The organism is Bacillus thuringiensis, from assembly GCF_022095615.2.
GTDB lineage: Bacteria > Bacillota > Bacilli > Bacillales > Bacillaceae_G > Bacillus_A > Bacillus_A cereus_AG.
In genome coordinates this window covers 1,822,852-1,845,175 of record NZ_CP155559.1, presented here as the reverse complement: position 1 = coordinate 1,845,175, position 22,324 = coordinate 1,822,852, and the positions used below count along the sequence as shown (strand labels likewise).

Here is a 22,324-nt window from a genome sequence, read left to right as displayed (position 1 = left end):
ACCTCCAATTTTTATATAAACTTATATTTTTATGTGTGTTGGAGGCCCACGAGCTAGCTGTGTTGCACATGATACACGTTATAATTTTTGAAACTTCTTTTTCATCTTTTTGCCACCTTTTCGTCATTCTTTTACGACTACCATCACAAATCCATCGTACCCTTTACTTCCTACAGTTTGAAGCGCTGTAGCACTTACACGTGGCTCAGCAGCTATTAATTCATAGAAGCGACGTATCCCTTGTACACGAGGGTCGCTACTAGTGTTATTAATTAATTCTCCTTCGCGTACTACATTATCCCCAATGATTACAGTACCCGGGCGTGATAGTTTCAGTGCCCATTCAAAATAAGCAGGATTATTTTGTTTATCAGCATCTATAAAGATAAAATCAAACGGTTCATACTTCTCATCTTCTATTTGTTGCAAAGAATCTAATGCTAACCCTATTCGCATTTCAATTTTATCAGTCAAATTAGCACGTTCAATATTGTTACGTGCTATTTCTGCATGTTTTTCACTTGCTTCCAATGTAACAACTTGGCCTCCAGATGGCAATGCTCTTGCAAGCCATATTGTGCTATATCCGCCTAAAGTACCAATTTCTAAAATGTTCCGAGCTCCTTGAATTTGTACTAATAGTTGCAAAAACTTCCCTTGCGTTGGCGATACATCATGTGCTGGTAAATTAGCTGCAACGTTTGCTTGAAGAACTTCTTCTAATGTAGAATCTCTCGGTATTAATACATCACTCACATATTGATCAACAGCCGTCCATTTCTCAATCGTACTCATGTAAATACCATCCCCTTCAATTTCTCAATACTTTTTTACCATTCACTTTCGATTATACCGAAAATTTTGTCTTATATACAAAAATAAAGAAAGGACATCTCCTCCATTACAGAATAGATGTCCCTTCTTTTGTTTATACAGTTATCCCTTACGGATTAGTAGACCAAAGTCCAGCTGATTTAATAAATGTACGTTTATTTAATTTCAGCTGCGCTACGATAAACTCTGCAATATCTTCTGCTTGCATTACTTTATCTGGGTTTCCATCAGTTAATCCTAAATCTACAGCCATATCAGTTGCTACTGTACTTGGCGTTAAAGCTGTTACACGAATGTTATGCTTACGAACTTCCATCGCTAACGATTCTGTTAAACCAAGAACACCAAATTTAGAAGCACTATATGCACTTGTTACAGGTGCACCTTTTTGTCCTGCTGTAGATGAAATGTTAATAATATCACCAGATTGTTGTTCAATCATGCTTGGTAAAGCGGCACGAGTTGCATAGTATACACCCATTAAGTTTACTTGAATGATTTTTTCCCAATCAGCAACGTCTAATTCTAAAAACTTACCGAATTTAGAAATACCAGCGTTATTAATTAAAATATCGATAGATCCTAAACCATTTTTTAACGTTTCAATTGCAGTCGTTACCTCTTCATATGAAGATACATCAGCAGTCGCAATAACAGCTTTTACGCCTTCTGCTTCTACTTCTTTCGCTACAGCTTTTAAGTTTTCTTCTGAACGAGCTAAAAGACCGACATTTACGCCTTCTTTCGCTAATGCGATCGCTACAGCACGACCAATCCCTCTACCTGCTCCTGTAATTAAAGCATTTTTACCTTGTAATAATTCTGCCAAGTATAACACTCCTTAATCATTTCAGTTGTTTATTATATTAAAATTGTATCTATGTTTATGTAAAAAGGCAATGATGCACTTTCATGTGCGTAGGTTACTTATAGGTAACTATAGAAAGTTTTTATTTATAAGTCTCATATTTTTGCCATTATTCATGTAAAATAAAAATAAATCCAGCCTAGGAGAGTGTATGTGTATGAAAAGAAAAAAATGGTTCTTATCACTAACTGCAGTCGGACTTTGCATCATATTTTTCGGGATATACTTTGCATTTGGTAATCCTCTAAACTATAAAGTTATAGAAAAAGATACTAGTGATTACCTTCATACTATAAAAGGCTACAAACAAGAAGATATACAAAGTATCACCGGAAAATATACTCCCCTTTATAATATCGGCTATTATGCAATAGTAGTATATAAAGACGAACCTTATTTTACATACTCTTATACATACGATAATAATAAAAAAATAATACAAGACGACAGCATTTTAGGAAGACATACTGAGTCATTTGACCATCTTAATTTAAAATGGTCATTGTTTGACGAGTTAGTAGATGGTATTCATACAAACTTGCAAGGAAGAGGTTTAAGAGAAAAGAAAGATTATTCTATACGCAGCGTTCAATTCATTGATGTAGATGATGATAAAAACGGTGCAGAAGCATATGTTGACTTTAAGAAAGATAAAGAATCAGATTACTCATACCGTATGAATAGCGAAGGAAAAGCTTATCAATATAGTTGCAGTAACGGTAAATGTATTTTTAAAGAGAAATAGTGTTAGAAGATATCCCCCCTAACACTATCTCTCTTTATACTTAGGAATACACACAATAAATTCCGTACCATTCCCTTCCTCACTCTCGACTTTTATTTCTCCTTGATGAAGGTCGAGTACTTTTTTCACAATCGCTAAACCTAAGCCACTTCCTCCATAAGCACGATTTCGTGAAGAGTCCACTTTATAAAAACGCTCAAAAATATGTTGTTTTTGCTTTTCAGATATACCAATTCCCGAATCACGAATACGTACTTCCATTACTTTCTCACATTCTTTTAACTGGATTGTAATTGTGCCACCACTTGGAGTAAATTTAATACTATTATGAATTAAATTAATCCAAACTTGACTCATACTTTCTTGGTCAGCAGTAATGTGCACTTTCTCTAAATTAAGTTCTAGCTCAATTTCTTTTTCAGCCCAGAGCGGTTCACTATTTAACACAATTTGCTTTAACTGTTGATCTAATCGATAAGTCACTCTTTCTGGTGTATACTCTTCCGACTCTAAAAGAGTTAGTTTCAGTAAATTTTGGCTCAGTTTAGATAATCTTGTTGTTTCCGTTTCAATAATGGTAAGGTAATGCTTTCTTTTTTCCTCTGAAAGCTTGTCATCTTGTAGCGCTCTAGCAAATCCTTTTATAGAAGTTAATGGTGACTGTATTTCATGAGAAACATTTGATACAAATTCCTGACGCATTTTCTCCATTGCATTCAATTCATCTGTCATATCATTTATACTTTTTACGAGCACACCAATTTCTCCATCATACTTTTCTTCATTTCGTATTTTTACGGAGAAGTCTCCTTTTGCAATTTTTTGTATCGGTTCAATAATAGTCCAAATCATTGCCTGTCGTTTTGGCCTCATTAATATCCCAAACAATGTCCAAATAAGAACAATAAATACAAAACCGACCATATCACTAATTAGAAAGGCAACAAACGGCGATACATTTATTTCAAAAGCATTCAATATACTAGTTGCTACATAAAATGCGATAGACCAAATTATAGTGAGAAAAGAAAAGAGCGCTATTATCGCTCCCGTTACTTTCAACATCTTCAACTTACTCATTTCTTTTCTTTTTCTCATTTACTTACCTCTAAGCGATACCCTAAACCTCTTATCGTTTTAATACTGAACTTCGACTTCTCTTCTTGAAACTTCTCACGTAGCCGATTAATATGAACGTCTAATGTACGTTCATTCCCTTCAAAATCATATCCCCATACATCTTCAATTAATTGCTCTCTCGAACAAGTTCTTCCTGCTTTAGAACCTAAAGTAAAGAGCAATTCGAATTCTTTTAGCGGTAATGTAACTGTTTGTTCTCCAACTGAAACTTCAAATGTTTTACGATTTAACAGTACATTTCCAACTTGAATCGATTGTGATACTGTAATTTGGTAACGTTTCAGTAGTGCCTTTACTCTCACTACTAGTTCTATCGGATCAAATGGTTTTACAAGATAATCATCCGTGCCGAGGTGAAATCCTTTTACTTTTTGAGATGTTTCCCCTTTAGCAGTTAGCATCAAAATCGGAATATCATAGTACTTCCTTAATTCAAAACATACATCAAATCCATCCATATTCGGCATCATGATATCAAGAATAACCATATCAACTTTTACTTCATCTATTTTCTGAAGTGCATCTAGACCATCAACTGCCTCATATGTTTGAAAACCTTCGCGTTCTAAAAAAACAGAAACTAGTTCTCTAATATGTGGATCGTCGTCCACTATTAAAATGTTAGGTATCAAAGAAACCATTTCCTTTCTAATTAGCATCCTTAATAAAACCTTTAAAAATGAATAATCAGCGGAGTATAAGCCCCACTGATTATTCATTTTATAATGCACCCTCTTTAATTTTCAATTGTTGCGTTGCAAATTCGCGATACATATCATGTGTGTGTAATAATTCATCATGTGTACCGCTTCCTGTAAGATTCCCTTTTTCTATAAAGATAATTTTATCTGCATCCACGACAGTAGAAAGTCTATGTGCAATAACTAACGTTGTTCTGCCTTTCATTAAGTTATTTAATGCCTTTTGAACGACAGACTCAGATTTACTATCTAGACTGGAAGTTGCTTCATCTAACATAAGAATTTGTGGATTTCGAAGTAATGCTCGGGCAATGGCAATTCGTTGTCTTTGCCCTCCAGAAAGCTTCACACCACGTTCTCCAACTTCCGTTGCGTATCCGTTTGGCAAATCATGAATAAATGCATCAACATATGCCATCGCTGCTACTTTTTCAATTTCTTCATCTGTCACTTCGCCCTCAACACCGTAACAAATATTATCACGAATCGTTCCATCAATTAACGGACTATCCTGTGAAACGTAACCAATTTGACGTCGCCATGACTGTAGTGAATAATTCTTAATTGAGTCTTTCCCTAATTTAATAGCACCGCTAGTTGGCTCATAAAAACGTTCTAACAGTGAGAATAACGTCGTTTTTCCGCTACCACTTGGTCCTACGATTGCTGTTACTTTTCCTGATTCAATTGTGAAATCAATATTGTTTAAAACTTGCTCTTCTTCGTTATACTCGAAATGTACATTTTCAAGAACGATTGGCTGCTTAGCATTTGTAACCTTCACACCAGTTTCATGATCTTCTACTTCATATTCTAAAATTGTATTAATTCTTTCCGTTGCACCAATTGCCTTTTGGAATTGTGTAAAGAACATAGATAATTGACTCATCGGCATTATAATTTGAACTAAATATAAAATAAACGCTACTAGTTCTCCTGTTGTTAATGCACCGCTAGAAACTCGCATTCCACCATATCCTACGATAATAACAAGCAATGCCATTAAAACAAACGACATAACTGGTGAAATTAACGCTTGCACTTTTCCCTCTTTCAAACCAAATTGTAATAGCTTTTCAATACCTTTATTTCCAGTTTCATATTCCTTTTTTTCTGTGTTCGAAGATTTTACTAAACGAATTTCTGATAACACTTGTGTTAATACACTAGTAAAAGAAGCCGTTTCATCTTGAAGGGCTTTTGAAATCTTATACATTTTTCGTCCAAGTGGAACTAAAATTAGTACTGATAATGGAATAACGGTTAAAAGTAAAAGTGTCATTTTCCAATCTAAAACAAATAGTACAATTAATGATCCAACAATTGAAATACCGCCTGTTAATAAGTTTGACAAATGCTCAGAAATTAATGTTTTCACAACTCCTGTATCATTTGTCATACGGCTAATTGTATCACCTGTTCTATTTTGATCATAATAAGTTACCGGTAATATAAGCACCTTTTTCCACAAACGTTCTCTCAGTCCAGCTACGATCTTCTGTCCTATATAATTTAGTAAATATATAGACAATCCTGCAGCTATAGTTTGCATAATAAAGAATGCAACTAGCCCAACAATTTGTCCTGTACTTATTGACGAAAGTGAAAAATTATCTACTAATCCCTTCGTTAACATCGGAATAAATAAACTCGCTCCCGTAGAAAGCAAACTCATTAATAACGCAAAAGCAAGAATCCCTTTCGGAGGATTTGTATCTTGAATAAGGCGTAAAAACTGCCTCCAACTCCCTTTTTTCTTCATTTCATTTTTAACTTCCATTATGTTCATCTCCTCGTGTTAAACCAAACTGTTCTTTCTAAAAATAGAATACAATACAAATGTAAACTGAATGTAAACACACTTTTTCTGTTTTTACAAAATATACATACAAACGCATCTTTACAACAGATATAAATATCTGATATTATTACCTAGTGCTAAATATTATTCTATGTGAATTATAAATAACTAATTTACAATACTATATAAATCTCCCGTTATTGAAAGGAGTATCCTTTTTGCAAACAAATATTCATTCCGAAAAGGAAACAATTATTTTTATTCATGGTTTAGTTGGCAATCGTCGTGCCTTCAAAAAAGAGCATAAACGATTTTCCGCCTCTTACAACGTTATTACTTATGACTTACTAGGTCACGGTGATGATAAAGGTGCAGATATCGAATTTTCATTACAGCGTCTCGTAGATCAATTATTGAATTTATATGAAAAAGAAGGCATTCAAAAAGCTCATATTTGTGCTCTAAGTTACGGCTGTTACATCTCTACAATTTTTGCACAAATGCATCCTGAAAAAGTATTGAGCATTTGTCACATTGGTGGACATTATAATAATCCATCCCTTTTATATAACGTATTTCAGAAATTTTGGGAGAAGCGGGGAGACGATTACTCTAAATGGCTCTCTCAATACGCAAATACCATTTTTCCAAGTGGCATACTAAAGGCAAATCCGTTCGCAGTCATTTCAAGAAATATTTATTACCGTTTCGGATTGCAATTACATTCATCAATTATTGCCCAATCATTACGACACCGGTTAGAATTCGATTTGAAATCTAAATTAAAATCACTTCCCCACCCTATTCTATGGGTAATGGGTGAACATGATCATCTCTATAAATCTTGTCTTTTTGATTTAAAATCCATTCTTCCCAACGTTTTATATAAAGAAATACCGTTAGCAGGACATGCAGCAAACTTATTTCGCCCTAACTATTTCCATGACCTATACGCTCGATTTTTAAATGGGAAGTTACAGTGAAAACTATTACATCCAAATTTATTAAACTATAAAAAGGCTTCCCAAGTTTCCCTGGAAAGCCTTTTCTCTATACGAAAAGTATATAAAACTACTTTTTCTTAGTATGCTTTTGTGTAACCTAACATGTGCTTGCTCCAGTAAGAGTTGCTTACAGAACTAATACGTACACCAGTTGCATCAGTTTCTGCACTAATGAACTGACCGTTTCCTAAGTAAACACCCATGTGAGAAGGACCTGATTTATAAGTATTTTGGAAGTATACTAAATCACCTGGTTGTGGATTACTAGTTTTTGTTTTAGAACTCCAGTATCCAGCAACTGTTTGACGAGCGCCTTTATGGCCAGTTTGATTTAATACGTAATGAATGAATCCACTGCAGTCAAAACCAGCAGGTGTTGTACCAGCAGTTCTGTATGGTGAACCATTTAAAGATCTAGCGAATCCAGCGATTGAAGATGTATCTCCACCTGTTGTTGGTTTTTGTACGTCTTTACCCGGCTGTTGAACGTTATTTGTAACGTTATTGTTATTTGTAACGTTGTTTACTCCGCCTTTTACAAACTTAACGAAGTCTGCGCTTACGTAACCTGTACGGCCGTTATGGTTAATTTTGTACCAACCATTTTCAGCGCCAGTAACGTTTAATACTTTACCTTGTGTTACGCCACCGATTACAGCGTTGTATGTAGCTGGACCTGTACGTACTTTTAAAGCACCAGTGTTAACAACATACGAACCACCAGTTTGAACTGTAGTAGTGTTGTTGTTTGTAGTTGGTTGTTGTGTTTGGTTAGATACAGCAGAACCACCTTTTGTTACGAAGTCTTTGCTTACGTATCCAGTTCCACCATTGAAGTTGATTTTAAACCAATCTTGTACTTCACCAACAACTTGTACTGTTTTGCCTTTATTTACAGAACCTAATACTGTATGAGATGTACTTGGGCCTGTACGTACGTTAAGTGAAGAAACGTTTACTGTGTAAGTACCAGTTCCTTGTTGAACAGTAGTTCCTGTTTTACCACCAGTCGTTACGAAGTCACCACTTACATAACCAGTTTGACCGTTTACAGTTACTTTGAACCAGCCATTTTCTTGTCCAATTACTTGTAGTACTTGACCTGATTTCACTTTAGAAATCACGTTATGTCCTGTACCAGCACCTGAACGAACATTTAATACATCAGCAGTTACTGTGTATTTTAAGTCAGATTTTGTTTCTACAGTTTTTGTTTCAGTTACAGTCGTTTGATTTTGAGTTTGATTTTGTCCATTAATTTCTTTTAGCGCCTCATTTGAAACTTGTGCCTGAGCAGAATCCATACCTGGAACTGCAACACCCACTACTGAAGCTGCTGCTAAACCTGCAATTACTTTTTTCATAAGTTGTCTTTACTTCCTTTCCCTACTATCCTCTTTAAAAAACTTATAAACTTAATACTTTACAATATTATCAAAGTAAAATATTCATTAAGTTCCATTTTTTAACAAGAGTTTTATTTTTCACACAGAGTTCATTTTAAATGAATGAAGTGAATTCCGTGTGAACTTCATGTGAACTTTACCATTAAACGCAATGCTTTTGCAATGATTTTTTCAAATCCCTTATGTATTTCATTGAAAATTCGACATGTCATTCATTATCTTAATATATATTTTTCTTTTTCTATCCAATTTGAAAAACTCTATTAATCTAATACAATGCAAAGAATGTAGTTCCTAGTAAAGTTCCTTCCATAAAGCATACTCTAATCATGACAAAAAATGCTTTTTTTATCAACAGTATAATATTTTCAGAAAACTTTTTTTAAATACTATCTATCGTTTTTAAAAGATTTGACGATTTGTAAGATTTAACTTCAAAAATTCTGTTCTAATTTGACGAAAATGTACATTCCACTAACTATTTTTCACTGTATATGGAATTTTTAGGATATATATATTATCATATATATATTGGTATCTTACTCCATACAAGTATGATTCACCCTACCCGGAAACCAATCATACTTTTACAGGTTGATATTCTCCACGTAGCATTGAATTTTGAGATGGAAGTCTTATTACCTGCAAATATGGGGATTAAAGAAGGAGGTATATTTATGAAAAACATAATAGATGACCCTATAAATAAAAATATAGAAATGTACTATGCTTTTTTTCAATTCGTTTCAATTATTACCTTACAAAAAATATCAACTATTGAAATACGTAAAAACGAATTAAAAAATCAGATGAAAAATTCCTATCAAAAAAATCCTTACTATTTATAAAAGCCCGATTGGTGAAGGCTAATAATCAGTGGGGGATGAACAACTCCCCACTGATTAAAGTTTCACTTTATCGTTCCTACATTATTTATAAATTTTCACACGGTTTTCTAAAGGTTGGTATTCTTTTTCACCCGCAGTTACCACCCGTTTACCAAACGGCATTTGGGCAGTTAGTTTCCAGTTTTCTGGAATTTTCCATTCTTTTCTCACTTCTTCATCAATTAATGGATTGTAATGCTGCAATGTAGCACCAAATCCTTCAATTTCTAAAGCTGTCCAAATTGCAAATTGTAACATTCCTGAAGATTGCTGAGACCAAATTGGAAAATTCTCTTTATATAATGCAAAGTTTTCTTGCAGTTCTTCCACCACTTGATTATCTTCAAAATATAAAACCGTTCCATAACCACTTTTAAATGCATTCATTTTTTCTTCAGTAGATGCAAAGTTATTTTCAGGCACAATTTTTCGTAACGTTTCTTTCGTAATATCCCATAACTTATCATGTTGTTCTCCTAGCAAAACGACAACGCGAGCGCTCTGAGAGTTAAAAGCTGAAGGTGTATGTTTTACGGCATGATAAATCACTTCTTGAATTTTCTCATCAGAAACTACTTGCTCTTTACTAATCGCATAAATAGATCTTCGGTCTTCAATTGCTGAGTAAAAATCTTTTGCCATCTTAATTCCCTCCAATTTTCATTTGAGGCTTTTTCATATGTATACATCATGTTCCGCCTCTCGAAACTTATTATTAATAAGTTTCTAACTTTATACTATCAACAAACAATACTAAACTCAAATAATAACACTCACATTTTTTACCTTTTTATTTCCTAATGCTAAAAATAAAAAGACAATTTATTGTTACCGATAATAAGTAACAACAAACTGCCTTTCTTATATGATGATCTAACTCAGTATTTCACTTAATTAACTAAGCCAAATGCATAAGACATTAGCTTATTTGTCTCTGTAAAACGCTTCGTTTTACCTTTCGTACCCATTACAACTGTAATAATACGAGTATCGCCTTGTTTTGCTGTACCCGTAAAACAATACCCTGCGCTATCTGTGAATCCTGTTTTTAATCCGTCTATTCCTTCTATATATAAAGCTTTATTATTTTTATTTAACATATCATTTGTACTTATAACATTAATATTATTAAATGCTAACTGACTTTGACGTAAATGAGTCACTTCTAATATTTCTGGATAATCTTTTATAAGATGATACGCCAAGTTTGCTACATCAGCAGCTGTCATCTTCGTCTCACTTCCATCAGGTTCTTGTAGTCCTGATGCATTTGCGAATTTAGCATAATCCGACATTTTTAACTGCTTCGCTTTTGCATTCATAAGCTGAACGAAATCTTTCTCCGTTTTTGCCATATGTTCTGCTAAAGCTACAGCCGAATTATTTGCTGATTCAATCATTAATGCATGGAACAAGTCTTTAACAGTCAATACGTCATTAACTTGGACTGGGATTCTCGCACCCTCTGTTTGTGCCGCTTTCGCACTCATTTTCACCGGATCTTCCCAGCGAACTTTCCCATTATGTACATTTTCTAATAGTAGGTACGCTGTCATCATCTTAGACATACTTGCTGGCGCAAAAGCTTCATTTTCATTATGTTGATAAATAATATCTCCATTACTCGCATCGATAATCATAGCTGCTTTCGCATCAATTTCCGGTGGTATGTACTTTGGTGGCACTACTTTTTCAGCTAATTCTGTTTTAGGTAGTTCTGCCACCTGTAAAGGTTGTCCCTCTATATTTGTTGCACTCTTTTGAGTTCCTTGGAATAAGAACCAACATATCCCTAAAATAATGACTACTAGGATCGTCAGCCTTCCCCATTTTAACCGCTTCATTTCAAAACTCCTTTAGCAAACCTTTTATACACTCACGTTTAACCATAACAATAATTACTTTATATCGTCAAGGCAAAAAGCATATTTATTCATCTAATACATTTATGTTATAATTAGAATACCGAAATATAAGAATATTCAATGTTATATTGTCGTAATTTAACTACTTAATAGAAAGGATTCTTACGATGCTACTTCCAAAAACATTAAAATACGGAGACACAATCGGCATTTATTCGCCCTCTTCACCAGCAACCTACACTTCTCCTAAAAGATTTGAACGAGCGAAATCTTATTTACAACAGAAAGGATTTCACATATTAGAAGGTTCACTAACAGGTCGATATGATTATTATCGTTCTGGCAGTATACAAGAGCGCGCCGAGGAACTGAATGCTTTAATAAGAAATCCTAATGTATCTTGTATTATGTCAACAATTGGCGGTATGAATTCTAATTCCTTATTACCCTATATTGATTATGAAGCTTTTCAAAATAACCCTAAAATAATGATTGGCTATTCAGATGCAACAGCTTTATTACTAGGGATTTATGCAAAAACAGGAATCCCTACATTTTATGGTCCGGCGCTCGTTCCCTCCTTTGGAGAATTTGAGCCTTTTGTAGATTATACATACAAATATTTTGCAGAAACATTACTACACGATCAAGCGCTTCCTTACAACATAAAACAGCCTTTATTTTGGTCAGATGAATTTATTAATTGGGAAATGAAGACGAAAGAAAAAGAACGTAGACATAATAGTTGGATGTCTGTAACAAACGGACAAGCTACTGGACGTATTATTGGTGGGAACTTAAATACAATAGAAGGCATTTGGGGTAGCCCTTATATGCCAAGCATTCAAGAAGGCGATATTTTATTTATTGAGGATAGCTCAAAAGATGCAGCTACTATTGAAAGAAGCTTTTCATTACTTAAAATTAACGGTGTATTTGATAAAGTTTCAGGTATACTTCTTGGAAAACATGAGCAATTTGATGATTGTGGTACAAAGCGCAAACCTTATGAAATATTATTAGAAGTATTGCAAAACCAAAGCATCCCTTTACTTGCTGACTTTGATTGTTGTCATACCCATCCGATGATTACTATGCCGATAGGTGTTCAAGTGAACATGGATGTAACCAATAAAACAATACATATTTTAGAAAAATGGAAGATATAAAAAACACCTATATTATAGGAAGAAAATTTTATAAACTTTCCATTAGAAAACATAAAAAAGCTCCGTTCATCACAAACGGAGCTTTTTTATTATTGTCCTAAATTTTGGACCTTGTCTTTCAATTCACGAACTTGATCTACCGTCTGCATAAGCTCAGAGTTTTTAAATTGCTCTACATCCACTTTCCCTTCTTCTACCTTTGTCATCGCTGTATCAATTAATGTATTTAACTTTTCATTATATCCGACGATTTGCTGATGAAGATCCTTCGCTACATCCGGTGGCGTTAATTCATTGAATGCGGGTATATCTTGTTTAATTTCACTAAGCTTCGTTTCTAATTCTTTTCGAGCTTCGCTATCATTAACGGCCTTTTCAGCTAATGCTGGCGCATCATTTGCAAATGCACTTATTTCATTTACATAGTCTGTCGCTTTTTGAGCATAATCTATGGAATTCTTTCCTTGTTCAACTAGTGAACATCCCATTAAACCAATTGTAACTACAATTGAAAGTAACATCGTTTTTGTAAACTTCATTTTTCCCTCCTAAATAATTGTCATTCTTTTATACATTTATAAACACTTTACTTTCTTCTTATACACCTCATCACATCATATTTTTTAATCTTCCTCATTAACCATTCTAGAAAAATCATTATTATCCTGTTCAGCATATACGTCAAACTATATAAAAAACATAATTCCGTAGTAAGAATCTTCATTTTTTTGATCCTTTCGTTCCGAAATCATGTATATTTATTTTTACATTATATTTCACTGTAGCTTTGCTAAATTGTTGATCCCAATTTTCTTTAATTTTTTCCCAAACCCTCGGAAAATGAATTCTTAATACGTCATCAAATCCTAAAATATCTACTTTATATTCTTCTTGAGCCACACGTATAGATTCATTCACTATCCCTTCTACTTTTTGTGCTAGACTCTTTTCAATTTTTTTTAATAACTTTTCATTTCTTAACACATCTCCCGTTTCAAACCAATCTTCCGAAGGTTTTCCTTCTGATGTAATGTTAATATGAAACGAAATGTCATCCCCTTTTACAAAAGGTGTCACCTTACTATGTATCGTATCAATTCCATATACCACCAAAGCTTTCGTAGTTGTATCTCTAGTTGTTAATACTCCATTCATTCCCTGACCTTTTATCCACGATACTCCGTCAACCTCTTTTTGGTTAAGAAAACCTAATAGTTTTTTTGTTTTCCCTTCAATTACAGCTGCTCCCGCAAATTTCACATTCTTCTTATTCGTTTCGACACTTTGTAAGAGAAAGCTTCTCCCAGCAGTAAAGTAACTAGATACTTTACCTATTCCTATTTGAGGAATAATTCTAGTAGTTGCAAAACCATTACTTGAAATATTTAGTATTCTCTCAGCTGGAATGTTTGTATTTTTTCCTGCTTCCAATACTTCACTTGCCCTTCCCTTAGCAATGACCACAATACAGCTTCTACGTAATTCTTCATCACGAAGATACAAATTAAGAACTTTTTGAATATTCTTCCTCTTGGCGACCCTATCACTTAAAACCACTAACTTCAAGTGCTGTCCAAATATTGGATAATCCACTTTAGAAGCAAATTCACGAGTCATTTGATTAATGGAATTCCCCGTTACGGATACATTATAATATGGTTTTTGCGCTGTACTTTTATTTCCATTAGATGCTTGCGGAACAAGAATTTGATTCGTAAGCATTAATAAATCTTCTTGTCCCTCTCCTTTTTCCACTTCATCATATGCAGTCGCAATCACTAATGAGATTTTCTCAACATCCCTACTATCCCAACATCCAGTCAACATAAGTGATAGTATACATAGTACGAAATACTTCTTTTTCCGATTACAATACCTCATCTTTTTTTCTCCTTAAAACTGAAAATAAAAGAAGCACTGCCGGGATACATACGGCGAAGATTAGCATACAATATCCTAATGCATCTCCAAATTTAAATACCTCATTAATATTTTTAGGTAGTATTGAAATTATATATATAATAGGTAGTAACATGTAAATATAAAAATTAATGTTCTTTCTACTTATTTGTGATAAACCAAGAGCTGCGATGTAATGCGAGGTAACAAATGTAGTAAAAATCTGTATTACCCAAACAGAAAGTAAAATAGGTTCGAGACGTTCAAAAAAAATCCCCGTCATTTCATACTGCCTAATTAGTGAAATTGTAGGCCAAGTTTGCATTCTAGTTTCATCAATTGACAAGCTACCTATTACTAAAATTAAAGTAACTAAATAAAGCAGTAACGGGATAAGAATACCTATAAAAATTGCCTTATTAACATATTGCTTATTTTTCATAAAGGCTGTTATTACTAAAATATATTCTACACCAGTAAAAGCATAAAATGTGGGCTGTATGCCTTTCAAAACCGGCATAATCCCTAATCCTAAAATTGGTCTTATATTATTCAATTCAAATATCTTGAATCCTAAAAAAAGTGACAACAAAAAAAGACCTATAGTTATTACGAAGAAAAACTCTAAAAATCGCGCAATTGCATTAATACCTCCAAAAATTAAATATGTACCAATCCACATCATCGGAACGACTATACAAACTCTAGGAGTATTGGGAAGCAAATATGAAGAAACAACTTCCGTCATCGTTCGAATTTCAAAAGCTGCAATTGAAGCGCAATATAGTGTAAAACAAATCGTTAATAAATAACCAAGCCATTTCCCGATTATTTCCGTATTGTATTGGTAAAATGTTTTATTAGGAAACCGTTTATTCAACTTCCCCATAATTAATCCCGCAACTACAACAAGGCCTCCCCCCATTATTAACGAAATCCATACATCAGGTGTTTGCACTTTATCAGCTATTACCCTAGGTAAAATTAACGTCCCTACTCCAATAATAGTAGATGCCACTATTACAATTACTTGCGCTGTTGTTAAACTATCTTTTTGTACCATGTATCTCACCTTTTATCTCGTTTTCTTATTGAATCTTTAGGGTGCAACATTTTTGGACGTACTTTCATGAACCTAAGAGGCATTCGAACAATAAAATCTTTTAAATCACTAAAACGATATGGCACAGCTGGTGTTACATAAAGCATATTAAAGCTTTTCAGCTTTATTAAATGTGTTGTTAATAGTAATACAAATAGTATTACTCCATACAACCCTAAAATCGCGGCAAAAAACATCGTTACAAAACGAAGCATTCTTAGCGCAACTGATGCACCATATTGTGGAATAACAAATGAGGAAATTGCCGTTAAAGCAACAACTATAACCATGATCGGACTCACAATATTTGCTTGTACAGCCGCCTCACCAACCACCAATCCACCAACTAGACCAACTGTTTGTCCGACAGGCTTCGGTAATCGCAGCCCTGCTTCCCTTAATATTTCAATTGATACTTCCATAAGTAACGCTTCAATAAAAGATGGAAATGGAACTCCCATTCTCGTTCCAGCCATAGACATAACAAGCTTTGTTGGAATTAATCCTTGATGAAATGACACAAAGGATATATAAATCGCTGGTAAAAATAAGGAAATAAAAGCAGCCATATAACGTAAACTACGTAATAATGAAGCTGGTATCCACCTTTCATAATAATCCTCAGGAGATTGTAATAACATCGAAAAACCAGTTGGGACTATTAACGCAAATGGTGTACCATCCAATAAGATAGAAACCCTTCCTTCAAGTAAAGCACCCATTACACGATCTGGTCTTTCTGTACTCTGAATTTGCGGAAATGGTGATAAATAATTATCTTCAATTAATTGCTCAATATAACCTGATTCTGCAACATCATCAATATTAATTGAACATATCCGATTTCTTACTTCATTCACTAATTCGTCGTTTGCAATATCTTTAAAATAGGCAATTACAACATTTTTCTTCGTTCTGTTCCCTACACTGAATTGATCAATCGTTACATGCGCTTTTCCAGATTGCCTACGTAACAAAGACATATTATCTCCTAAAGACTCTGTAAACCCAATCCGCGGACCTCGTACAAGATTTTCTGTAATCGGTTCTTCGATTCCCCTTACTTTCCACAATTTTGTTTCTAATAATAGCACTCCTTTCATTCCATCAATCAGTAACACTGTATATCCTGTTAATAATTCTGTATACATTTCATCTACTATATCGCATTCTTTTAGGCTACCAATTGTTAACACATAATTTTTGAGGAACATTTTAATTTCATCACTAGTCGCCAAGCTAATTTCAAATTTATATACTTCAAAAAAATTCACCATTAATGACTTTAAAACATTTTCATTAATAAGTTCTTTATCAATTAGACCATTTACATACACTATCGCTACATTTACATCTGTTTGACCAATTTTGAATTCCCGAATTGTTATATCAGCATCTGTTGCGACATTTTTGCGGAGTAATTGTAACTTCTCAGTAAAATGAAGTGTTTTCAAATTCTCTTTCATATCTTTGTTCGTATGAGATACTGGTGAAAAATTTATATTTTTTAGTTTCTCTTTTCGATTAGCACGATAGTTGTCCGCATTCATAATTCGAAGCAATGTGCTTCCCTTTGAAACAAGTATTGGGACTATTAATAAAATGAAAATAGTTATGATTGTATATACATTAAATAATGTTATTCTAATATTTTCCCACATATGTATCACCTATAAGTAAGTTTTACATTCCAACTAATTTTATACCTTCCCACCTTCTAATTCCCTTCATTTAAATACAAAAAAGACATACTTATTTTTAAGTACATCTTTTTTGGAGCTCATCATTTATTCCGATTCGTTCGAGCTAATTTTTAGTAGGGGAATTCCCTATTAATTAAAGTTTCTTACTCACTTCTCACATGCCCTATTATCGTTAAAATATCTATTTCTATATGTACACTAATGATATCTTCTATAATGTCTGTATATCCTTGGCCTAGAGGTGTTCCGTAATGTAATAAAATCTCTTTTGTTTCATAAACTGACTTCGGCACAGTAAAAATAAATTTCCTCATATTCCGTTCATCAACAGGTTCCATAATTAAAACAATCCCATCCTCATCAAACATATACGCTCGCCCTCCAACTTTACATTCACTATGGCTCAGTATTGCCTTTGTCAGCTAAATTTAAAACCAAAAAATAAGTTGCACATCGCTCTATAATTAAAATAAGAAGCATTAATTTTTTTTAAAAGGTTTAATGCTTCTTCAAAACTTTGATTTAACTGTCCATAATCCGTATTATGCGAATTATTTCAATTCCCCTCAATTCTTCATTTCTGGACAATATAGAGTACCTCAGTTTCAGATAAGCCAAATTTCCTAGCACTTCTCATTCCTTGTTTTTCAGCTATGTTATACAATTCCACCTTAAATCCTACATTCATTAATCGGTGTATAAATCCTGATCGATTATAAATTCTTACATGTTCTTCATGACCAAAAGCTAATCTTCTCAATTTTGGCGTTACAATTAATTCATTCTCTATAATACTATCTACATTCATTACGATTGGCGCTTGAATAATTCCCCATCCATTTGTCTTTAATACTCTATATAACTCTCTCATCGCTTTTTCATCATCTTGAACGTGCTGTAATACATGACCACATAAAATCACATCAAATGTATCATTTTCATATGGAATTGTAGTAACATCAATTTCCTGCATTAATGGATCATTCGGTTCAATATCTCCACATACATATGTAATGTTTTTATATTGCCCAAGCCAGCCTCTTAATTTCTCTTCTGGTGCAATATGAAGCATAGTAGCATTTTCACCTAATAAATTTGTTTCCATTTCAATATATTCACGATATAACCTTTCACGATCCATCGAATCACATACCGGACAAATCCCCGTATCTTTATTCCACATTTCAAATTTATATTTCGGAAAATCGTAATGTGCTGGCCAAGGAGAAAATTTTTCAAATTGTTGATTGCAAAATTGACAATAACATACATCTTTCTCAAATATACGATTAACTAGCTTATTTAGTCCTTTATCTATCTTTTCATTATAAATTTGATTTAATTGTCCATTTTTTACTGCATCCTTCATTAGGAACGCTGTATTTTCCAGACAATGAATTAAGCACTCTTTATAATCTTGCTCACAATTTAAAAACCCACTATTATACGCATCTATTATTAATTCCATCCATTCTTCCATTGCTCTTAACTTACATTGCATTTCACTTTGATTTTGCCCACCATATTGTCTAAAATAACTAAGAGGTTCCTCTATATAAACTACTTTTCCTTTATTCATCATATCTAGCCATGTGGCAATATCATGAATAGCAGAATAAGCTTTCCCCTTAAAACAACCAAAATCCCCTCCAAAAAACTTCCGATTAAACAGAACTGTTGTAGGCCCCCCAACTACATTTTTTAAACTTTTCAACATATAATTCCCTAATTCTTCTCCTTCAAAAAGTGTAGTTTCTTTGGCGATTTTCATATTCAGTGCTGACGGTGGCAATACTTCTCCATTCTCATCGATTCGTTCCCTGTATGACGTCACAAATGAAATATTTTCTATTCTAAAAAAACAATTCATCATTTTTTTAATCTTTTCCGGATGAAATAAGTCATCATCTAATAAAAAATTAATATAATTTCCATTTGCAAGTTCTATACATTTATTAAAGCTCTCAATTTCTAATGAAGTTTCATTTTTAACATAAGTAATACATTCATATTCACTTAAATATGGTTGAATCATCGCGTGAACTTCACCGTTCGTACTTTCGTCAGAGATTATTATTTCAATATTTTCATATGTTTGATTCAATGCACTTTTTAGAGCTAATTCTAAGTAATGAAGTTTATTGGAGGTAGGAATAAGTATACTAACTTTCGGTAAATGAGAGTTGTTATTTCTATACTGTTTTTTCTTTTCTATATTTATTTCCTTTAGCTTAATTTTTCGATAGTAGTCTAATGTATATAATGTTGATGGTGGAACAAATTTTCTTGCATAATCTAGAAAATTTGTTATTGCTTTATATAATTCTTTTTCCGTAGATAAAAAACCATACTTTTCTCCCATTATAATACTATGTGAAAAATCTTCTAATCCATCCATAAGTTTATTGGATTCATTCAACTGTTGACCTGAATGTAATCGGAAGTAACTAAGTGTCTCCGCTATATACACTGCTTTTCCCTTACTTAATAAAGATAACCACGAGGCAATATCCACGTTGCATAAATACCTCCTGTTATCAAACATACCATACGCTTCTTTCAAATCACTCTTTCGAAATAACACCGTCGTAGGTTCTCCTATATAATTCTTTTGATTTACAATTACCCTATTTCCTAATTCTGTCCCGTCTAAAATCGTATCATTTTCAAATAGACGTATAGTTGAATAAATATGTCGTAATTCTTTTCCTTTATCATCAATTACTTGACGATGGGATGTCACAAGTTTAATTTCATTATTCGAATCATTAACATAATATTTCATCATTTTTTCAATTTTATCTACATGAAACATATCATCATCCATTAAAAAGTTAATATAAGCGCCGTTTGACTCGTTAAATAACATAAGTGCATTTTCGAATTGTCCAAGGGTTGACCTATTTTTTATATAAATAATATTTGAATGATTACACATATATTTTTGTATAACCTTTTCTGTTTCGTCATTCGTACTATCATCCCCAACGATGATTTCTATATTAGAATATGTTTGTTCTAACACACTACATAATGCTTGTTCAAAGTAGCATGGACGATTATAAGTAGGAATTAATACACTTACCAACGGAATTTGATCTATCGCCTCTTCACTTTTTCCAAAACGATTTCTCATCTTATTCCTCCACCTTTTCGCATAATATTTATATACGTACGCGACACAAAGTCACATGACTAAAACCATATAGAACTTTTATGCAAGTCTGAAATAAAATATCCTACTTTTTACTCCTATATATAAACATTCAATAATACAGTCCATTGATTAGCTATTTATTATCCATATAATTACTATTATAAAATAATGTAAAGCCAAATATTTAATCAGAGGGGCTTACCATCCGCAAATGGCAGGATAAATCTATACCTTAAAAAGAATAATATATATTTCTTAACAAAAAAATAGCTACACCATTAGGCATAGCTATTTTTACAATTATTACTTATTCAAACTATATTCCTTTATCTAACTCATAAAGTTTACGATACTTTTCATTTTCTTTCAGAAGTTGTTCGTGACTACCTTGCATCACAATTTGACCACGATCAAGGAATATTACTTCATCAACATGCTCAATTCCTACAAGATGGTGCGTAATCCAAATAACAGTCTTTTCTTCTGTTGCAGAAAACATCGTTTCTATTAAAGATAATTCTGTCTTTGGATCTAAGCCGATCGTAGGTTCATCCAGTACAATAATTGGAGCCTCTTGCATTAACGTTCTAGCAAAAGCAACCCGTTGTCTTTCTCCACCAGAAAACCTTTTTCCCATTTCATGCATTTTTGTTTGCAATCCATCTGGAAGAGAAGCTATATGCGAAGCTAATTGTGCTTTCTCTAAAGCTGTCCATATCTCTTCATCCGTAGCCTCTGGTTTACCGATTCGCACATTATTTCCAATTGTCGTATCAAATAAATGCGGCTTTTGATTCAATACAGAAATATATTTTGATAAAAGATTCGTATGAGCATGTTCACCATTCAATAAAACTTCACCATGTAACGGGTTTAGCGCACCTGCTAACAATTTTAACAAAGTAGATTTTCCTGTTCCACTTCTTCCTAAAATGGCGATTTTCTTTCCTGCCTTTATTTGCAGTGATACTTCTTTCAATACAAAGTCATTACTATCTGGGTAACGATACGATACATTATTTAATTCAATGTCTATATGTTTTGATGCAACATAATCTTTATCCTCATGTAATTCCTTTTCATCCTGTAAAACATCATTACCTTCTACTTTATTTAGACGATGAGCAGATTCTACATATGATGGAATTCGATCGATAGCATCTGAAAGAGGAATAAGCGCGTTTGTGACTGATAACGTCATTAAGACGAAAGCCGCAATAACGGTAGGTGCAATCTGTTCACTTGCCGCCTCATTTCCAGTCCATATGATCATTGAAATAACTACAATCCCCACTACTAATTGAATGATACTGTCCCGAATATGATTCCAGCGCTTCATTCTTTTTTCCGTTTTTAACAACTGAGCATTTTGCTCTACATACTTATCAATGAATTCATCTTTTCTACCACTTGCTTGCCAATCAGATAACCCAAAAACAGCGTCTGTTAGTTGTTGATACAAACGGCTTCTTCCTTGTTTTAAAGTGACATGGTGTTGCTTCATTAAAAATAATGATACAAACGGAAGAAGAAAGACGATTATAGCCAACATACATGCTGCAATAAGTGCAAATACTATATCAAATGCACCGATAACAAGTACGAATATGCTATATACAACTAATGCTAATAGACTAGGAAATATTGTACGTAAATATAGGTTTTGCAAATGCTCTATATCTTCGGATAATATACCTAACATATCGCCCGTTTGAAATCGCGAACGGAAAAATAACGCCTGCGGTTCTACTATTCTATATAGTTTCGTTCTCATTTTTTCTAATATGCGTAGTACGACATCGTGTCCAACTAAACGCTCTAAATAATGAAATACCGCTTGTCCTATACTAAACGCACGTGTTGCAACGATAGGAACATATACAGCCATTACATTTTCGGGTCTAAGAGCAGATTTAGAGATTAAATAACCTGAAATGAACAGTAACATCGCACCTGAACTAACTCCAAGAAGACCAAGGAAAATAGTTACAGTCATTCTACCTTTATTTTGTTGTATATAAGGTTTAATCCAGTTACTCATCT

19 protein-coding genes are annotated in these 22,324 nt (G+C 33.3%); 4 read left to right on the top strand and 15 right to left on the bottom strand.

Going from position 1 to position 22,324, the window contains the following annotated elements:
• Positions 1-123: 123 nt before the first annotated feature.
• Together KZZ19_RS09520 and KZZ19_RS09515 are read right to left on the bottom strand one after the other, a co-directional pair.
• The gene (locus tag KZZ19_RS09520) at positions 124-795 is read right to left on the bottom strand and encodes an O-methyltransferase (RefSeq protein WP_237981338.1); all 672 of its coding nucleotides are present in this window, start codon (positions 793-795) and stop codon (positions 124-126) included.
• Positions 796-943: 148 nt separating this feature from the next.
• Positions 944-1,663, bottom strand: a complete 720-nt coding sequence (locus tag KZZ19_RS09515) for a 3-ketoacyl-ACP reductase (RefSeq protein ID WP_000818985.1) — start codon at positions 1,661-1,663, stop codon at positions 944-946.
• Between the two features lie 190 nt (positions 1,664-1,853).
• Between KZZ19_RS09515 and KZZ19_RS09510 the strand changes: the two genes are divergently transcribed.
• Positions 1,854-2,447: a DUF3139 domain-containing protein gene (locus tag KZZ19_RS09510; protein WP_237981339.1), complete on the top strand. Its 594-nt coding sequence runs from the start codon at positions 1,854-1,856 to the stop codon at positions 2,445-2,447.
• Positions 2,448-2,471: 24 nt separating this feature from the next.
• Here the strand turns inward: KZZ19_RS09510 and hitS are convergent, their stop codons facing one another.
• From hitS to KZZ19_RS09495, 3 genes are all read right to left on the bottom strand, one after another.
• Positions 2,472-3,545, bottom strand: coding sequence for an envelope stress sensor histidine kinase HitS (gene hitS, locus KZZ19_RS09505; RefSeq protein WP_237981340.1), 1,074 nt, complete (start codon positions 3,543-3,545; stop codon positions 2,472-2,474).
• Positions 3,542-4,219, bottom strand: coding sequence for an envelope stress response regulator transcription factor HitR (gene hitR, locus KZZ19_RS09500; RefSeq protein ID WP_237981446.1), 678 nt, complete (start codon positions 4,217-4,219; stop codon positions 3,542-3,544). Before hitR ends, hitS begins: the two co-directional genes overlap by 4 nt.
• Positions 4,220-4,307: 88 nt before the next feature.
• On the bottom strand, positions 4,308-6,068 hold the full coding sequence (locus KZZ19_RS09495; RefSeq protein ID WP_237981341.1) for an ABC transporter ATP-binding protein: 1,761 nt from the start codon (positions 6,066-6,068) through the stop codon (positions 4,308-4,310).
• A 239-nt stretch (positions 6,069-6,307) separates the two neighbouring features.
• On the opposite strand from KZZ19_RS09495, the gene KZZ19_RS09490 reads away from it, so the two are divergent.
• Complete coding sequence (locus KZZ19_RS09490) at positions 6,308-7,072, top strand: alpha/beta fold hydrolase (RefSeq protein ID WP_237981342.1); 765 nt, start codon at positions 6,308-6,310, stop codon at positions 7,070-7,072.
• Between the two features lie 98 nt (positions 7,073-7,170).
• Here KZZ19_RS09490 and entFM read toward each other — a convergent pair whose 3' ends face one another.
• Positions 7,171-8,457 (bottom strand): enterotoxin EntFM, encoded by a 1,287-nt coding sequence (gene entFM, locus KZZ19_RS09485; protein WP_237981343.1) that lies wholly within the window; start codon positions 8,455-8,457, stop codon positions 7,171-7,173.
• A gap of 719 nt (positions 8,458-9,176) precedes the next feature.
• Between entFM and KZZ19_RS09480 the strand changes: the two genes are divergently transcribed.
• Positions 9,177-9,347: a DNA mismatch repair protein MutT gene (locus KZZ19_RS09480; RefSeq protein WP_237981344.1), complete on the top strand. Its 171-nt coding sequence runs from the start codon at positions 9,177-9,179 to the stop codon at positions 9,345-9,347.
• An 81-nt stretch (positions 9,348-9,428) separates the two neighbouring features.
• On the opposite strand, the gene KZZ19_RS09475 is transcribed toward KZZ19_RS09480, so the two are convergent.
• The gene (locus KZZ19_RS09475; RefSeq protein ID WP_237981345.1) at positions 9,429-10,028 is read right to left on the bottom strand and encodes a nitroreductase family protein; all 600 of its coding nucleotides are present in this window, start codon (positions 10,026-10,028) and stop codon (positions 9,429-9,431) included.
• 248 nt (positions 10,029-10,276) lie between these two features.
• On the bottom strand, positions 10,277-11,230 hold the full coding sequence (locus KZZ19_RS09470; protein ID WP_237981346.1) for a D-alanyl-D-alanine carboxypeptidase family protein: 954 nt from the start codon (positions 11,228-11,230) through the stop codon (positions 10,277-10,279).
• 188 nt (positions 11,231-11,418) lie between these two features.
• Here KZZ19_RS09470 and KZZ19_RS09465 point away from each other — a divergent pair, with 188 nt between their 5' ends.
• Complete coding sequence (locus KZZ19_RS09465; RefSeq protein WP_237981347.1) at positions 11,419-12,420, top strand: S66 family peptidase; 1,002 nt, start codon at positions 11,419-11,421, stop codon at positions 12,418-12,420.
• Between the two features lie 89 nt (positions 12,421-12,509).
• Here KZZ19_RS09465 and KZZ19_RS09460 read toward each other — a convergent pair whose 3' ends face one another.
• The 7 genes from KZZ19_RS09460 to cydC form a co-directional block, all read right to left on the bottom strand.
• On the bottom strand, positions 12,510-12,959 hold the full coding sequence (locus KZZ19_RS09460; protein ID WP_237981348.1) for a DUF6376 family protein: 450 nt from the start codon (positions 12,957-12,959) through the stop codon (positions 12,510-12,512).
• Between the two features lie 181 nt (positions 12,960-13,140).
• Positions 13,141-14,301: a Ger(x)C family spore germination protein gene (locus KZZ19_RS09455; RefSeq protein ID WP_237981349.1), complete on the bottom strand. Its 1,161-nt coding sequence runs from the start codon at positions 14,299-14,301 to the stop codon at positions 13,141-13,143.
• Entirely contained in the window at positions 14,288-15,382 is a 1,095-nt protein-coding gene (locus KZZ19_RS09450; RefSeq protein ID WP_237981350.1) for a GerAB/ArcD/ProY family transporter, read from the bottom strand. The genes KZZ19_RS09455 and KZZ19_RS09450 overlap by 14 nt, the downstream gene beginning before the upstream one ends.
• A 5-nt stretch (positions 15,383-15,387) precedes the next feature.
• Entirely contained in the window at positions 15,388-16,971 is a 1,584-nt protein-coding gene (locus KZZ19_RS09445) for a spore germination protein (protein WP_432442726.1), read from the bottom strand.
• Between the two features lie 296 nt (positions 16,972-17,267).
• On the bottom strand, positions 17,268-17,492 hold the full coding sequence (locus KZZ19_RS09440) for a hypothetical protein (RefSeq protein WP_237981351.1): 225 nt from the start codon (positions 17,490-17,492) through the stop codon (positions 17,268-17,270).
• A gap of 206 nt (positions 17,493-17,698) precedes the next feature.
• The gene (locus KZZ19_RS09435) at positions 17,699-20,260 is read right to left on the bottom strand and encodes a glycosyltransferase (RefSeq protein ID WP_237981352.1); all 2,562 of its coding nucleotides are present in this window, start codon (positions 20,258-20,260) and stop codon (positions 17,699-17,701) included.
• Between the two features lie 337 nt (positions 20,261-20,597).
• A complete protein-coding gene (cydC, locus tag KZZ19_RS09430; RefSeq protein WP_237981353.1) occupies positions 20,598-22,322 on the bottom strand; it encodes a thiol reductant ABC exporter subunit CydC in 1,725 nt (574 codons plus the stop codon).
• Positions 22,323-22,324: the final 2 nt, after the last annotated feature.

Excerpts from the sequence above, each read along its gene's own strand:
- KZZ19_RS09465 (WP_237981347.1), top strand. The coding sequence starts at position 11,419 with ATGCTACTTCCAAAAACATTAAAATACGGAGACACAATCGGCATTTAT.
- hitS (WP_237981340.1), bottom strand. The coding sequence starts at position 3,545 with ATGAGAAAAAGAAAAGAAATGAGTAAGTTGAAGATGTTGAAAGTAACG.
- KZZ19_RS09480 (WP_237981344.1), top strand. The coding sequence starts at position 9,177 with ATGAAAAACATAATAGATGACCCTATAAATAAAAATATAGAAATGTAC.
- KZZ19_RS09470 (WP_237981346.1), bottom strand. The coding sequence starts at position 11,230 with ATGAAGCGGTTAAAATGGGGAAGGCTGACGATCCTAGTAGTCATTATT.
- KZZ19_RS09450 (WP_237981350.1), bottom strand. The coding sequence starts at position 15,382 with ATGGTACAAAAAGATAGTTTAACAACAGCGCAAGTAATTGTAATAGTG.
- KZZ19_RS09475 (WP_237981345.1), bottom strand. The coding sequence starts at position 10,028 with ATGGCAAAAGATTTTTACTCAGCAATTGAAGACCGAAGATCTATTTAT.
- entFM (WP_237981343.1), bottom strand. The coding sequence starts at position 8,457 with ATGAAAAAAGTAATTGCAGGTTTAGCAGCAGCTTCAGTAGTGGGTGTT.
- KZZ19_RS09460 (WP_237981348.1), bottom strand. The coding sequence starts at position 12,959 with ATGAAGTTTACAAAAACGATGTTACTTTCAATTGTAGTTACAATTGGT.
- KZZ19_RS09520 (WP_237981338.1), bottom strand. The coding sequence starts at position 795 with ATGAGTACGATTGAGAAATGGACGGCTGTTGATCAATATGTGAGTGAT.
- cydC (WP_237981353.1), bottom strand. The coding sequence starts at position 22,322 with ATGAGTAACTGGATTAAACCTTATATACAACAAAATAAAGGTAGAATG.
- KZZ19_RS09435 (WP_237981352.1), bottom strand. The coding sequence starts at position 20,260 with ATGAGAAATCGTTTTGGAAAAAGTGAAGAGGCGATAGATCAAATTCCG.
- KZZ19_RS09455 (WP_237981349.1), bottom strand. The coding sequence starts at position 14,301 with ATGAGGTATTGTAATCGGAAAAAGAAGTATTTCGTACTATGTATACTA.
- KZZ19_RS09495 (WP_237981341.1), bottom strand. The coding sequence starts at position 6,068 with ATGGAAGTTAAAAATGAAATGAAGAAAAAAGGGAGTTGGAGGCAGTTT.
- KZZ19_RS09440 (WP_237981351.1), bottom strand. The coding sequence starts at position 17,492 with ATGTTTGATGAGGATGGGATTGTTTTAATTATGGAACCTGTTGATGAA.
- KZZ19_RS09510 (WP_237981339.1), top strand. The coding sequence starts at position 1,854 with ATGTGTATGAAAAGAAAAAAATGGTTCTTATCACTAACTGCAGTCGGA.
- KZZ19_RS09445 (WP_432442726.1), bottom strand. The coding sequence starts at position 16,971 with ATGAATGCGGACAACTATCGTGCTAATCGAAAAGAGAAACTAAAAAAT.